Origin of the sequence: Streptomyces brasiliensis, from assembly GCF_014647875.1 — a bacterium.
Classification (GTDB): Bacteria; Actinomycetota; Actinomycetes; order Streptomycetales; family Streptomycetaceae; genus Streptomyces; species Streptomyces brasiliensis.
In genome coordinates, this window is the sequence record NZ_BMQA01000040.1 from 21432 (window position 1) to 35976 (window position 14545).

The 14545-nt window shown below is 72.2% G+C and carries 13 protein-coding genes; 11 read left to right on the forward strand and 2 right to left on the reverse strand.

The annotated features are described in order from the left end of the window. Nucleotides 1-18 precede the first annotated feature (18 nt). The 11 genes from IEZ19_RS36170 to IEZ19_RS36220 all read left to right on the forward strand — a co-directional run bounded on the left by IEZ19_RS36170 (nucleotide 19) and on the right by IEZ19_RS36220 (nucleotide 11946). Nucleotides 19-885 carry an ester cyclase gene (locus IEZ19_RS36170; protein ID WP_189315627.1) on the forward strand — a complete coding sequence of 289 codons (867 nt, stop codon included), beginning with the start codon at nucleotides 19-21 and terminating at the stop codon, nucleotides 883-885. Between the two features lie 163 nt (nucleotides 886-1048). After that, complete coding sequence (locus IEZ19_RS36175) at nucleotides 1049-2041, forward strand: aldo/keto reductase (protein ID WP_189315628.1); 993 nt, start codon at nucleotides 1049-1051, stop codon at nucleotides 2039-2041. A 37-nt stretch (nucleotides 2042-2078) separates the two neighbouring features. Then, nucleotides 2079-3266 (forward strand): FAD-dependent oxidoreductase, encoded by a 1188-nt coding sequence (locus IEZ19_RS36180; protein ID WP_189315629.1) that lies wholly within the window; start codon nucleotides 2079-2081, stop codon nucleotides 3264-3266. Between the two features lie 64 nt (nucleotides 3267-3330). Continuing rightward, on the forward strand, nucleotides 3331-3984 hold the full coding sequence (locus tag IEZ19_RS36185) for a thermostable hemolysin (RefSeq protein WP_189315630.1): 654 nt from the start codon (nucleotides 3331-3333) through the stop codon (nucleotides 3982-3984). Continuing rightward, on the forward strand, nucleotides 3974-5602 hold the full coding sequence (locus IEZ19_RS36190) for an AMP-binding protein (protein WP_189315631.1): 1629 nt from the start codon (nucleotides 3974-3976) through the stop codon (nucleotides 5600-5602). The genes IEZ19_RS36185 and IEZ19_RS36190 overlap by 11 nt, the downstream gene beginning before the upstream one ends. Next, the gene (locus tag IEZ19_RS36195; protein WP_189315632.1) at nucleotides 5599-6513 is read left to right on the forward strand and encodes a TauD/TfdA family dioxygenase; all 915 of its coding nucleotides are present in this window, start codon (nucleotides 5599-5601) and stop codon (nucleotides 6511-6513) included. The genes IEZ19_RS36190 and IEZ19_RS36195 overlap by 4 nt, the downstream gene beginning before the upstream one ends. A 79-nt stretch (nucleotides 6514-6592) precedes the next feature. Continuing rightward, nucleotides 6593-8110, forward strand: coding sequence for an MFS transporter (locus IEZ19_RS36200; protein ID WP_189315633.1), 1518 nt, complete (start codon nucleotides 6593-6595; stop codon nucleotides 8108-8110). A 31-nt stretch (nucleotides 8111-8141) separates the two neighbouring features. Continuing rightward, the gene (locus IEZ19_RS36205) at nucleotides 8142-8708 is read left to right on the forward strand and encodes a cupin domain-containing protein (protein WP_189315634.1); all 567 of its coding nucleotides are present in this window, start codon (nucleotides 8142-8144) and stop codon (nucleotides 8706-8708) included. Between the two features lie 258 nt (nucleotides 8709-8966). Continuing rightward, the gene (locus tag IEZ19_RS36210) at nucleotides 8967-9434 is read left to right on the forward strand and encodes an ester cyclase (RefSeq protein ID WP_189315635.1); all 468 of its coding nucleotides are present in this window, start codon (nucleotides 8967-8969) and stop codon (nucleotides 9432-9434) included. Between the two features lie 222 nt (nucleotides 9435-9656). Next, nucleotides 9657-11120: a DHA2 family efflux MFS transporter permease subunit gene (locus IEZ19_RS36215; RefSeq protein ID WP_189315636.1), complete on the forward strand. Its 1464-nt coding sequence runs from the start codon at nucleotides 9657-9659 to the stop codon at nucleotides 11118-11120. A gap of 223 nt (nucleotides 11121-11343) precedes the next feature. Then, nucleotides 11344-11946 (forward strand): dTDP-4-dehydrorhamnose 3,5-epimerase family protein, encoded by a 603-nt coding sequence (locus IEZ19_RS36220; RefSeq protein WP_189315637.1) that lies wholly within the window; start codon nucleotides 11344-11346, stop codon nucleotides 11944-11946. A 192-nt stretch (nucleotides 11947-12138) separates the two neighbouring features. Here IEZ19_RS36220 and IEZ19_RS36225 read toward each other — a convergent pair whose 3' ends face one another. Together IEZ19_RS36225 and rfbB are read right to left on the reverse strand one after the other, a co-directional pair. Next, on the reverse strand, nucleotides 12139-13350 hold the full coding sequence (locus IEZ19_RS36225; RefSeq protein ID WP_189315638.1) for an acyltransferase family protein: 1212 nt from the start codon (nucleotides 13348-13350) through the stop codon (nucleotides 12139-12141). A gap of 199 nt (nucleotides 13351-13549) precedes the next feature. After that, complete coding sequence (gene rfbB, locus IEZ19_RS36230; RefSeq protein WP_189315639.1) at nucleotides 13550-14542, reverse strand: dTDP-glucose 4,6-dehydratase; 993 nt, start codon at nucleotides 14540-14542, stop codon at nucleotides 13550-13552. Nucleotides 14543-14545: the final 3 nt, after the last annotated feature.

The following is a 14545-nucleotide window of genomic DNA, read 5'->3' on the forward strand; positions in this document are numbered from 1 at the left end:
ACCCATGAAGGACACAACGTGCCGACACAACAGACGGTGCTCACGGGCGAGAGCGTGGAGGAGCGCAACAAGAAGACCATCCGCTCGGTCTTCGACGTCTTCGTCAACAAGGGCGACTTCTCCATCGTCGACAAGATCTACAGCCCCGGCATGATCGACCACCAGCCGCTGCCGGGCGCCACCGAGGACCTGGACGGCGTCAGGTACACCATCGCCGGTCTGCGCGCGGGCTTCCCCGATCTGCACGTGACCATCGAGGACATGAGCGCCCACGCCGACTACGTGGTCATCCACAACACCTGGCGCGGCACCCACCTGGGCGAGTTCCTGGGGATGGCGCCCACGGGGCAGTACATCGAGTTCAAGGGCGTCGTGGTGTGGCGCCTGCTGGACAACGGGCTGATCGCCGAGCGCTGGGGCATCGGCGTGGAGTCCAACATGCTCGAGGTGCTGGGCATGCGCCGGCTCGCCCCCTCGGCGCGCGGCGCCGCGCGGTCCCAGGCCCGCAGGAACGACAGGCCCGGCTCGGTGCTCGTGCCGCTGCTGCCCGGCAAGGCCGAACGGTGGGCCGCCGTCCAGGCCGAGCTCGGCGCCGCGCGCCGGCCGGCCTACGAGGCCTCCAGGCGGCGGGCGGGCATCGTCCGGGAGTCCTTCGCCCGGCAGCGGGTGGGCGGCCAGGACGTGGTGGTGCTCCAGGTGGAGTCCCGTGACCCGGCGCTGTCGGGGCGCAAGCTGCGCGACTCCGCCCACGAGTTCGACGTCTGGCTGCGGGATGCCGCCGCCGAGGTGTTCGGCAGCGACCCGTGGGCCGCGCTCGCCGAGGGCGGCGCCGCCGAGCAGGGCCACCTGTGGTCCTCCGTCACCAGCGAGCTCGTCGCCCGCTGAGCAGCCGTCAGCCGGCCCGGCCCCTGCCCGCATGGGGCGCCGGCGCTGCCGGCCCCACCATTCTGTCAATGCTAGTATTCCTATCAACGATAAGTGCCCGGGGGAGTACGACCCGAACCTCCAGCCCCTCCGAGGCCCGCACGGCTCAGGAAGGAACCGATTCATGCGGCAACGTAAGCTCGGCAGCCAGGGGCTCGAGGTCTTCGAGCAGGGGCTCGGATGCATGGGCATGACCTTCGCCTACGGCCCGGCCGACGACGCCGAGGCCCTGCGCACCGCCCACCGGGCGCTCGAACTCGGCGTGACCCTGCTGGACACCGCCGACTTCTACGGCCCGCACACCAACGAGGAGTTCGTCGGCCGGGTCATCGCCGGCCGCCGCGACGACGTCGTCGTCTCCTCCAAGGTCGGCAACGAGGTCTCCCCCGAGGGCACCATCACCGGGAAGATCAACGGCCGCCCGGAGTACATCCGGGCCACCGTCGAGGGCACCCTGCGCCGCCTGGGCACCGACCGGCTCGACCTGTACTACCTGCACCGCATCGACCCCGACGTGCCCATCGAGGACAGCATCGGCGCCCTCGCCGAACTGGTGGCCGCCGGCACGGTGCGCCACATCGGCATCTGCGAGGCCTCCGCGGCCACCATCCGCCGTGCCCACGCCGTCCACCCGCTCAGCGCCGTACAGACCGAGTACTCGCTGTCCACGCGCGACGTGGAGGTCAACGGCGTCCTGGAGACGGTCCGCGAGCTGGGCATCGGCTTCGTCGCCTACAGCCCGCTGGGCCGCGGCCTGCTGACCGGCCGCATCCGCAGCCTCGACACGCTGGCCGAACACGACTTCCGCCGCATCGTCCCCCGCTTCCAGGAGGAGAACCTCGCGGCCAACCTCACCGTGGTCGAGCGCCTGGACGCCGTCGCCGCGGACAAGGGCGTCACCACCGGACAGCTCGCCCTCGCCTGGGTGCTCGCCCAGGGCGAGGACGTCATCGCCATTCCGGGCACCAAGCGCGTCGCCTACCTGGAGGAGAACGTCGCCGCCTCGGACGTCCGCCTGAGCGCGGACGACCTCGCGGCGCTGGACCAGATCGCCCCCTACGGCTCCACCGTCGGGGACCGCTACCCCGCAGGCTCCATGGCCACGCTCAACCGCTGACGCGGGCCGCGGAAGCGAAGGTGAGTGAGGAGCAACCATGGTGAACATCACGATCATCGGCGGCGGGATGGCCGGACTGACGGCGGCGATCGCCGCCGCCGAGCAGGGCGCCCGGGTCACCGTCCACGAGGCGCACTCCCATCTGGGCGGCCGCGCCCGCTCGGCCGAGGGGCCGTACATCACCAACGACGGCCCGCACACCATCATGAACAACGGCGAGGCCTGGCAGTGGCTCATCTCGCGCGGTGTGGCAGGCCACTACGTACGCCTGTCCTTCCACGAGTGGACCCGGATGCGCTTTCGCCACCAGGGCCGGCTGCGGATGACGCTGCCGCCCGGCTACATGCGCATGACCCTGCTGGGCCGCGACCGGCCGGTCCCCGTCGATGAGTCCTTCCAGGACTGGGCATCGAAGATCTTCCCGCAGCAGACGGTCGACGAGGCCCTCGGCTTCCTCGGCCCCATCGTCTTCCACGGCGACCCCGGCACCCTGTCCGCGGCCTTCATCTGGGAGCGGCTGCTGCGCGTGGGCACCCCCAAGTTCCCGCTGCCCAGCCGGTACTTCATCGGCGGCTGGGGCACGGTCGTCGACCGCATGGCGCGGGTCGCCCGCCGGCACGGAGTCGTCATCGAGACAGGCTCCCGCATCACCGAACTGCCCGTGGGCGACGGCCCGGTGATCGTGGCGACCTCCCTCGCCGCCGCCCGCGGCCTGCTCGGCGACAGCACCCTGGAGTGGCCCAGCGGCACCGCCGCCCTGCTGGACATGGCCGTCACCCACTCCAAGAAGGACGGCAACGTCACCTTCGACATGGACGAGGGCGGCTTCACCTCCCAGTACTCCGACCACGACCCCTCCCTCGCCCCCGAGGGCGAGGCCCTCTTCCAGGGCGCGATGCCGCTGCGGCCCGGCGAGCACAAGGCCCAGGCCATCGAGCGGCTGGAGGGACTGTTCGACCTGACCACCCCGGGCTGGCGCGCGCGCATGCTGTGGCGCCGCGAGGGCGTCTCCCGCGGCCGCACCGGAGCCGTCGACTACCCCGGACACACCTGGCGTCAGCGGCCCGCCATCGACCGCGGCGACGGCGTGTACCTGATCGGCGACAGCGTCGCCGCCCCGGGCATCCTCGCCGAAACCTCCATCAACAGCGCTCTGAAGGCCGCCCGACTCGCCGTACGGGCACGGCCGGTGACCGCACCACGCCCCGCCGTACCCGTCCGGTGAACGCCCCGACCGGCCCTGCCCACCACGACGTGTCCCACCCGACCCCGTAAGAGGGGGTGCACCCATGCGCATCACGCTGTCCCAGCGCGACACCCCGGACTTCCAGATCGCCGCCGACCTCGTCCAGGACGTGTTCGCCACCCAGTACCAGGCCAGCATCCGGCCCAACCCGGACGCCTTCCTCGCCTACTTCGAGAGCGCCGAGGACGGCACGGAATCCGCCCTCGCCTGCGCGGGCCTGTCCTTCCCCGAGCAGGACAACATCCTGCTCGAGCGCTACCTCGACGCACCCGTCGAGAAGGTCATCGCCGACGAGCTCGACGCCCCCGTCGCCCGCGAACAGATCCTCCAGATCGGCAACATCGCCTCCGTCCGCGCCAGCGCCGGCGGCGAGATCATCAAGGCCCTGCCGCTGGTCATGGCCTGCCTCGGCCGCCCGTACGCGGTCATGACGATGACCGGCCGGCTGGCCATGCTGATGCAGCGCCTCGGCGTGGTCTTCCACCCGCTCGTCGACGCCTCCCGCGACGCCCTCTCCCCCCAGGAGGCGGCCCAGTGGGGCTCCTACTACGACACCCGTCCGGTGGTCGGATGGGCCGAGGCGGCCGCGCAGAGCACCCTGCTGCTCGCCGCGATCGGCCGCTACTGCTTCGAATCGGTCGACATGCGGTTCGTCAGCAACCGCCCCGAGCAAAGGGTGCTGACCCGTGCAGCCTGACACCGAGACCGTGAGCCTGACCGCCGGCCTGCTCGCACGCGCGGACAGCGACGACGTCATGGTGCGCGTGCTGTCCGCCGACACCGCGCCCGCCACCGACTGGCGCTACCGCGACATCATCGGCGCCGCCCTCGTCCTCGCCGCCCGGCTGCGGCAGTGGGAGCAGGAACACGGCCGCCCCGCCCGCGTGGGGCTGCTCGCCGAGAACTCGCCCGAGTGGGTCACAGCCGACCTCGCCACGCTGTTCGCCGGCGCCGTGGAGATCCCGGTCCCCACCGCCTTCGCCGCCGAACAGGCCGCCTCCCTCTTCGAGACGGCCGACCTGTGCCTGGTGGACGCCGGCGGCAGCCGCGCCCTCGAGCGCTGGAGCCAGGACCGCCCGGCCGGCGTGCTGCCCGAAGACTGCCCCGTGACCGAGGTCGACCTGCCGGCCCTGCACAACGCCGCGCCCGCCACCGCACCCGCCTGGCCGGCGCCCGCCGAGGACGCGGTCGTCAAGGTCATCCACACCTCCGGCACCACCTCGGCCCCCAAGGGCGTCCGCATCCGCCGCCACGGCCTCAACGCCCTGCTGACCTCGCTGCGCGCCCGCACCGGCACCGCCCTGTTCGGCCGCTACCTCTCCATCGTCCCCCTCAGCCTGCTCATCGAGCAGGTCGCCGGCCTCTACATGCCCTTCCTCGCGGGCGGTTCGGTGACCTTCCTGCCGCCGGGCACCGCGCTGGTGGGCACCGCCGCCGACGCCGCGCCCCGCATGCTCGACCTGCTGCGCCGGGCCCGGCCCACCGCACTGGTCATCCCGCCCACCGTGGCCGGCCTGTTCCTCGCCCTGTGCGACCAGCAGCCCGACGAGAGCGTGACGGAACGGCACATGAGGATCTTCGGCCACGAAGGCCCCGTCTTCGTCGCCTGCGGCGGCGCCCCCGTGCCCGCCGAGATCCTCCAGCGCCTGCACGCCTACGGCCTGACCGTGCACGAGGGCTACGGACTGAGCGAGAACTCCTCCGTGGTCTCCTGGAACTTCCCCGGCGAGGTCCGCTTCGGCACCGTCGGCCGCCCCCTGGACCACGTCGAGGTCGAACTCGCCGAGGACGGCGAACTGCTCATCCGCAGCACCTCGCTGTTCGCCGGCTACACCCGCGAGGACCCCTCCAGCGTCGTCGTCGACGAGCAGGGCCGGCTGCACACCGGTGACCTCGCCGAGATCGACGAGGACGGCTATCTGCGCATCACCGGCCGCAAGAAGAGCCTGGTGATCACCGCCGGCGGCCGCAACGTCTCACCGGAGTGGGTCGAGGCCCGCTACCGCGAACTGGGCTTCGTCCGCGAGGCCGCCATCGTCGCCGACGGGCTCGAGGCCGTGCACGGCCTGTTCGTCGTCCAGGCGGGACTCGACCACGACACCGCACGCGCACGGATCGAGACGTTCGGCCGGCAGCGGCTGTCGGACATCGAACGGGCGGCCGTGATCCGCGTGATGGCCGAGGACGACCCCGACTACGCACGCTGTTTCACCGTCACCGGCCGCCCGCGCCGGGACGTCATCCGCACCCACCTGCTGGACGGCCGCCCCTCCGGCGCGGCGGCCGCGCACACCCCCGTCAAGGAGATTGCATGAGCACCGTCGTGAAGACCACCTCCTACGGCACCGGCAGCGGCCTGCTGGTGCAACCCGCCGCGGGCGCCGCCGCCCTGGCCGGCATCGACTCCGCGCAGCTGCTCGAACTGCTCGGCCAGGCGGGCTTCTTGCTGCTGCGCGGCTTCGACACCGACATGACGGCGTTCACCGCGCTGGTGCAGCACACCTCCACCTCCACCACCCTCGACCCCGCCCGCGACTTCTACTCCGAGGTCGCCCAGAAGGTCGACGCGGGCTTCGACGAGGTCGGCCTGCACACCGAGAACGGAAACAGCCCCTTCCGCTCCCACCTCGCCTGGTTCTTCTGCGAGAAGGCCGCCTCCTCCGGCTCCCAGACCACCGTGTGCGACGGCTACCGCGTCTGGGACGCCCTGTCCCCGGCCGCGCGCGAGGCATTCACCGCCCAGGACATCGTCTACAGCCGGTATGTCGCCGAGCCGCAGTGGCGCGGCATGGCCCACCACCTGCTGGGCCGCTCCAAGCCCGCCGACCAGATCGAGGTCTCCGAACTCCTCGCCCTGACCAGCACCCTCGAGGGCACCGAGATCGTGCCCGAAGCCGACGGCGGCATCCGCTACGCCTACACCACCCCCGCCGCCGGCACGACCGTCTTCGGCGACCGCCCCTCCTTCGCCAACAGCATCCTCGGGCCCTCCTTCAACTACGAGAAGCCGAAGATCACCTTCGCGGACGGCACCGAGTTCCCCCCCGGCCTGCTCGCCGAGGTCGAGGCGGTCACCGCCGCCCTCACCGAGAACCTCGACTGGCAGGACGGGGACGTCGCCGTCATCGACAACACCCGGGTCATGCACGGCCGGCGCGCCATCACCGACCCCGACCGGACCATCTACAACGCCCTCAGCTACATCGCGGTGCCCGCCACCGTCTGACGCCCTGCCACCAGGCCCGCCGGACGCGCCCTGTGGCGGGATGTGCGTCCGGCACCCCGTACCCGGACAAGAGGGAGCCATGAACACCGAACACCCCGCGTCACCGGTCGACGAGCCCGCCCACACGGCCGTGGCCCTGGACGAGGAGGACACCACGCCGCCCGATCCGCGGCGCTGGACCCTGCTCGTGTTCGTCGCGCTCGCCCAGTTCATGGTGCTCCTGGACACCACCGTGGTGAACCTCGCCCTGCCCGCCATCCAGTCGGACCTGGGCGCCTCCGCCACCGGCACCGAATGGGTCCTCACCGGCTACATCCTGTGCTTCGGCGGCCTCATGCTGCTGGGCGGGCGCACCGCAGACCGCTGGGGCCGCCGGCGCACCTTCCTGGCCGGCGCCGCCGTGTTCACCGCGGCCTCCCTGCTGTGCGGCCTGGCCGGCGGCACGGCGGTGCTGATCGCCGCCCGCGCCCTGCAGGGCTGCGGCGCCGCGTTCCTGTCGCCCGCGGCGATGTCCCTGGTCACCACGTCCTTCCCGAAGGGCCGCGAGCGCACCACCGCGCTCGCCGTGTGGGCGGCGCTCGCCGGACTCGGCGGCACCCTCGGCGTCGTCCTCGGCGGGGTGATCACCGACAGCCTCGACTGGCGCTGGATCTTCTACGTCAACATCCCCTTCGGCGCCGTCGCCGTCGCCGGCGTGCTGCTGCTCGGCCACCGCCGCGAGCACCTCACCGGCGGCTCACGGCCCGACCTGCTCGGCGCGGTCACCGTCACCGGCGGCCTGGCCGCCCTCGTCTACGCCATCGTCAACATCCAGGACCACGGCTGGCGTTCGGTCCTCTTCGTGGTGGGGCCGTTCGCCGCCGCCGTGGCCCTGCTGGCCGCGTTCGTCCTTGTCGAGCTGCGCGTCGCCGACCCGCTGATGCCGATGCGGCTGTTCGCCACCCGCTCACTCGTCACGTCCTCCGTCGGCCGGATCCTGACCAGCGGCGTCCAGGCCGCCGTCCTGTTCCTGTGCAGCTACTACCTGCAGCGCACCCTGGGCTGGTCCACCCTCAAGTCCGGGTTCGCGTTCCTGCCGCTGGGCATCGTCGCCATCGCGGTCACCGCCCCGGCCACCCGGCTGATGCACCGTCACGGCCCGCGCCCCGTCTACATCGCCGGTGCCGCCGGCTCGGTCGCGGGCCTCGTCCTGCTCGCCGGGGCACCGCGCGACGGCGCCTACCCGACCCAGGTGCTGCCCGCGCTGCTGATCCTCGGCGCCGCCATGCAGTGCTGCACCATCCCGGTCAACGTGCACGGCGTGTCCGACGTCCCGCACCAACAGCAGGGCATCGCCTCCGGCGTCCTCGTGGCGGCCTTCCAGGTCGGCGCCTCGCTCGGAGTGGCCGTCGTCGCCACCAGCGCCCTGACCCGCACCACCCGCGAACTCACCCGGGGCACCGCGCCGGCCGCCGCCTGGCTCGACGGGCTGCACCTCGGCTTCTGGATCGCCGTTGCCATCGCGGTGCTCAACCTGATCAACGCCGTCGTCGGCCTGCCCGGCCGGCGCCCGGCCCCCGGCACGGCCCCGGCGGCACACACCGCCCGACACCCCTGACACCCCCCACCCCGACGGGAGAAGAAACCCCATGGCACGTCCCGGAGATGTCCTGCGCCTCGGCGAGGACCGGCTCACCTTCCTGACCACGGCGGCCGAGACCGACGGCGCCTACGTCGAGGTGGCCGTGGAGTACTCCCCGGCCGGCGTCAAGCCGCCCCAGCACTACCACCCCCGGCAGACCGAGCGGATGCAGGTGAGCGACGGACAGCTGAACCTGCTCCTCGAGGGAACCCTGCACCAGTACGGTCCCGGCGACGAGTTCTACATCCCACCGGGCGCCGTGCACTCCGTCTGGAACCCCGGCCCCGAGCGGACCCGGATCACCTGGCGCACCACGCCCGCCTACCGGACGGAGAGGGTCTTCGAGACCCTGTGGGGGCTGACGAACGAAGGACGGCTCAAGGCCGACGGCACGCCCCGGCTGCAGATGCCGCTGCTCGCACTGGCCTTCCGCGACGAGTACCGGGTCGTCACCGGCCGCCCGTTCCTGCTGGACATGGCCCTGTGCACCGCCCTGGCCCCCCTGTCCATGGCCCTGGGCTACCGCCCCACCTACCGCCCGCCCCAGCCGGCCGGCCGCCCCCAGCCGGCCTGACCACGACCCCGGGGGGATTCCCCTCCCGACCCCCGCTCAGCCCCCGGACTCTGCTGCACCGTCAGGTGCCGCCGCCGGGCGCACACCCGGCACCCGCGGCCGGCCGGTCCCGGCCGCCCGCGGGCGCACACCCGGCACCCGCGGCCGGCCGGTCCCGGCCGCCCGGCCGGCTGTCGAGCCGCACGCGAGGGACGGGCGAGGTACGCCGCCTAGCGTCGGGCCCGACGGATTCACCGCGATGCGTGGAGGAACGGGAACATGGCCAGCGAGCAAGGATTCACTCTTCCCGGCGCGGATCTGCCCGCGCCCGACGCCGACCTGCGCGCCCGGCGCGAGGCGGTGGTCATCGAGCACACGATCGCCGAGACGCAGTGGGACATCGACGGCGTCTTCGCCACGTTCCCGCGCGGCCCCGTCTACCGCGTCCAGGCCTTCGAGGAGGGCGAGCTGGTCGGCCCCGACGCCATCCGCAAGGGCTACTTCGACGACATGCAGAAGGCCTTCCCCAACCTCGAGCACGACGTGCTCCACCTGCACCACACCCCCACCGCGGTCATCCTGGAGGCCTGGGCCCGCGGCAAGCAGGAGGCGGACTGGCGCGGCATCCCCAACCGCGGCAAGTCCATCGACGCCCCGGTCCTGGTCATCTTCCACTTCGACGGCGACGTCCTGATCGACGAGACGCTCTACTTCGACATCGCCACTTTCCAGCGGCAGCTCGCCTGACCCGCATCCAGGCACCGCGGGGCCCCGGCCGGCGACGGCACGGGGCCCCTAGCCGCATCCGGGCGCCGAGCGGTCGCCGACCGGGGTTCGAGGGGGAGTCGAGTGCCCGTCCGTAGCGTCGTCCGCGCCGGCCGGCCATGTGCCGGTCTGCGTCGGCGTACCTCACACACGCTCCACGCGACGGGCATCTCGCACCGGCCGCCTCCAGAAAGGATCGCTCGCATGAGCACCGTCACCCCCCCATCTTCGGGCGGAGGATCGAAGGGGCTGGTCTTCTGGGCCATCCTCACCACCGGCCTCGCCTCCTTCATGGCGGGCCTGGACAACCTCGTCATCATCACGGCGCTGCCCACCATCAAGGACAAGCTCGGCGGCAGCCTCGCGGACCTGGAATGGACCGTCAACGCCTACACCCTGTCCTTCGCGGTGCTGATGATGTTCGGTGCCGCGCTGGGCGACCGCTTCGGCCGGCGCAAGCTGTTCACCCTCGGACTGCTGCTGTTCACCGCGGCCTCGGCGGCGGCCGCGCTGGCCCCGGGCATCGGCATGCTCATCGCGGCCCGGGCCGTGCAGGGCGCCGGCGCGGCGATCGTGATGCCGCTGTCGGTCACCCTGCTGACCGTCGCCGTCCCGGCCGACAAGCGCGGCGCGGCCCTGGGCATCTGGGGCGCGATCAACGGCCTGTCCATCGCGGCCGGCCCGCTCGTCGGCGGCACGATCGTCGAGCACCTGTCCTGGCAGTGGATCTTCTGGCTCAACGTGCCCATCGGCCTGCTTTTGGCCCCCTTCGCGTTCACCAAGCTCGCCGAGAGCAGGATCGCCCAGTCCCGGCTGGACGCGGTCGGCACCGTGCTCTCCGGCCTCGGCCTGTTCGGCATCGTCCTCGGCCTGGTCAAGGGCCACGGCGACGGCTGGACCTCGGCGCCGGTGCTGTCCGGGCTGATCGGCGGCGCGGCGGTCCTGGTCCTGTTCGTGCTGTGGGAGAACCGCACACCCCACCCGATGGTGCCGATGCGGATGTTCCGCAACCGCGCCTTCTCCGGGATCAACCTGGCCGGCGTGCTGATGTCGGTCGGCATGTTCGGCGCGATCTTCCTGCTCACCCAGTTCCTGCAGAACATCCAGGGCTACAGCGCGATGAGCGCCGGCGTACGGCTGCTCGCCTGGACCGCGATGCCGATGGTGGTGGCGCCGCTCGCCGGCATGATCTCCGACCGCATCGGCGGCAAGCCGGTGGTCGCCCTCGGACTCGCCCTGATGACGTTCGGCATGGCCTACTGGGCGTTCGTCCTGGAGCCGGACGTCTCCTACGCCGCCCAGCTGCCGTCGCTGATGATCTGCGGCGCCGGCATGGCGATGTTCTACGCACCGCTGATGAACCTCACCATGGGCTCGGTCGCCGAGCACGAGCAGGGCATCGCCTCCGGTGTCACGGCCGCCACCCGCGAGGTCGGCGCCGCACTGGGTGTCGCCCTCCTCGCGTCCATCTTCAGCGCCAACGGCGGCTACGCCTCGCCGCAGAACTTCGTCGACGGCATCACCCCGGCCATGTGGGTGGGCGCCGCCGCGGTCGGCCTGGGCACCCTGTCCATGCTGCTCGTGCCGGGCCGCCGCAAGGACTCCTCCCGGCCCGTGCCGGCGGTTACGTCCCCGGCCGAGCAGAACGCACCGGCCGCGGCCCGCTGACATCCGCGGCGCGGCACCGGACCCCACGACAGGGCACCCCCGGCAACCCGGGCAGCCCCGGCGGGGTCCGGCGCCGCGCCCGGCACCCCCGCACCGCCCCCGCCCGAGTCACGCCGTCCAACGCACGCCGTACCCACCGTCATCCGGCTCACGCCGTACGAACCGCCGTACACCCAGGCCGTCCGCCGAACCGGCAGACGGCCCCGACACGAACCGAGGAAGCATGGCCATCGAGGAAATGAAGGTCAAGGACGCCTTCAGGATCACGCCGTCGCACATCCCGGACAACCGCGGTCACTTCTTCGAGGCGTGGCGGCTGAGCGAGCTCAGCGCGGTGAGCGGGCAGACGTTCGCCGTCCGACAGGTCAACTACTCGGTGTCCCGGCGCAACACGCTGCGCGGCATCCACGGCACGACGCTGCCGCCCGGCCAGGCGAAACTGGTGACCTGTGTGCGCGGCGCCGCCCTGGACGTGGTGGTCGACCTGAGGGTCGGCTCGCCCACGTTCGGCCTGTACGACACCACGCTGCAGGAGGCCGGCTCGGGTATCGGCGTCTACCTGGCCGACGGCCTCGGCCACGCCTTTCTCGCGCTGAGTGACGACACCTGCATGAACTACCTGTGCTCCGAGGAGTACGTGCACGGCACGATGGTGGACATCCAGGCCCTGGACCCCGCGATCGGCATCCCGTGGGACACCTCCGAGCCGTTCATCCGCTCGGCGAAGGACGCGGCCGCCCCCACCCTCGCCGAGGCCGTGGCCCGGGGCCTGCTGCCGACGTACGCGCAGGCGAGGGCGTCCTACCGCACACCGGTACCGGCCTGATGGCCCACCCCGCGATCCTGCCGGTGCCGGCCGTCCGCTGAACAGCCCCTGCCGGCCGCGCCCGCCCGCTGTGCCCCCGGCCCCGCGCCGGGGGCACAGCCGTGTCTGCCGCCGGTGCCTGAACGTCCGCGCCGCCGCCCGCCCTTGAGGGGCGGGCGGCGGCGCGGACGCGTACCGGCCGTGGCGGCCGGCTCAGCCGGCGGGGGTGCGCCGGGCCCGGCCGAACCGGCGCACGAGCGGGGCCTCGACGAGGCGGTAGAGGACCCAGGACACCAGCACCGTGCCGGCGGCGGTGGCGGCCAGCATCGACAGGGTGGCCGCGGTGGAGTACATCTCCTGGCCGAGTTCCTTGCGCAGCGTGGACAGGGCGATGTAGTGCAGCAGGTAGAAGGCGAAGGAGATCTCGCCCAGCCAGACCATCGTGCGGTTGCGGAACAGGGTGAAGCGGCCCTCGATGTCCGCGGTCGCCGTCGCCGCGATCAGCAGCACGATCGGCACGATCAGCACGGCGCGCTGGCCGTAGAGGTAGGGCACGTGGAAGGTCAGCCAGTACCCGCCGGCCAGCAGCAGACCGGACCAGACCATGCCGATGTCGCGCCAGCGTCCGTGCCGGACCGCGAGCGCCACCAGGATGCCGAGCGCGAAGTCGGCCATCCGCACGGGCGGCAGCACATAGGCGAACCAGTACTGCGAGACCGACAGGACCTGGCCGCTGGGCACCCGCGGGGTCGTGGGGAACAGGGCGTAGGCCAGGGCGGGGGTGGCCACGACCGCGCCGATCACAGCGGTGATCCAGTACTTCAGCCGGGCGGGGCCGATGCGCCGCGCGGCGTGCAGCAGCAGCGGGAAGCACAGATAGAAGACGGCCTCCACGCCCAGCGACCAACTGGGGGAGTCCACACTGAAGTTGGTGAAGTAGCTGGGCACCCACACCTGGACCATGAACAGGTTGGCGACGGCGACGTGGGTGGAGGTGGTGGAGCCGGCGAACAGCACCATGGCCAGCACCCAGGCGACGACGTAGACGGGGTAGATCTTGACGAGTCTGCGCCGCCAGAACGAGGTGGTGGTGTCGTCCTCGCGTGCCGACCAGGTCAGGACGAATCCGCTGAGCACGAAGAAGAACGACACGCCGAGGCCGCCGGCCTGTGTGAACCAGTCGGCCAGGCGGTAGGCGGTGCGGTCGTCGGCCATCAGCCGCAGCGGGGGGATGGGCAGGAAGGCGTGGTGGGCGAAGACGGCCAGCGCGGCCAGGAACCGCAGGCCGGTGAGGGAGGGCAGCCGCGCGGGCCGGGGACGGGCCGGCACGGCGGCCGGGCCGTGCCCGTGTGCTGCGGCCGCCGGCGCGGAGTCGTGTGCTGCGGCCGCCGGTGCGGAACCGGTCAGCACATGGTCAGTGGTCATGAGGTGTCCGTTCTCGTGGGGATGGGGATGGGGAGCGGCTTTTCGGACGGGTGCGGCCCCGCCGCCGGTCCTCGCCGGCCGCCGCGCCCGTCCGCGGCGGGTGCGCCGTCGCGCGAGAGGGGCCCGGCCGGCCGGACGCGTCGTGCACCGCCGGGTTCAAAACGCCCGCGCCGGTGCGGTGTTGCTGCCCAAAGAGCCGTCAGAGGGCGGCGCGTTCCTTCAGCGGCTGCCACCAGGCGCGGTTGTCGCGGTACCAGGCGAACGTCTCGGCCAGGCCCACGGTGAAGTCCTTGCGCGGGCGGTAGCCGAGTTCCGTCGAGATCTTGGTGCAGTCCACCGAGTAGCGCAGGTCGTGGCCGAGGCGGTCGGGGACGTACTCGACGCTGTCCCAGCTCGCGCCGGCCAGGTCGAGGAGCAGCTGGGTCAGTTCCTTGTTGCTCAGTTCGGTGCCGCCGCCGATGTTGTACACCTCGCCGGCGCGGCCGCCGGTGCGCACCAGTTCCAGGCCCTGGACATGGTCGTCGATGTGCAGCCAGTCCCGCACGTTCAGGCCGTCGCCGTACAGCGGTACGCGGCGGCCGTCCAGGAGGTTGGTGACGAACAGCGGGATGACCTTCTCGGGGAAGTGGTGGTGGCCGTAGTTGTTGGAGCAGCGCGTCACCCGCACGTCCAGGCCGAACGTGCGGTGGTACGACAGCGCGAGCAGGTCGGAGGAGGCCTTGGAGGCGGCGTAGGGGGAGTTGGGGCGCAGCGGGTCCGTCTCCGGCCAGGAGCCCTCCGTCAGCGACCCGTACACCTCGTCCGTCGACACGTGCAGGAAGCGGACGCTGCCTTCGGGGCGGCGCAGGGCCGCATCCAGCAGGGTCTGGGTGCCCAGGACGTTGGTGAGGACGAACTCGGCCGCCCCCCGGATGGAGCGGTCCACGTGGGACTCGGCGGCGAAGTGCACGATCTGGTCGTGCTCCGCGACCAGATCGGTGACGAGCCCGCTGTCGCGGATGTCGCCCTTCATGAAGCGGAACGCGGCGTGGCCGCGGACCGTCTCGAGGTTGGCCGGGTTGCCGGCGTAGGTGAGTTTGTCGAGCACCGTGACGGACACGTCGCCCGGGCCGCCGGGGCCGAGCAGGGTGCGGACGTAGTGCGAGCCGATGAATCCCGCGCCGCCGGTGACGAGAATGCGTGTGGTGGTCATCGG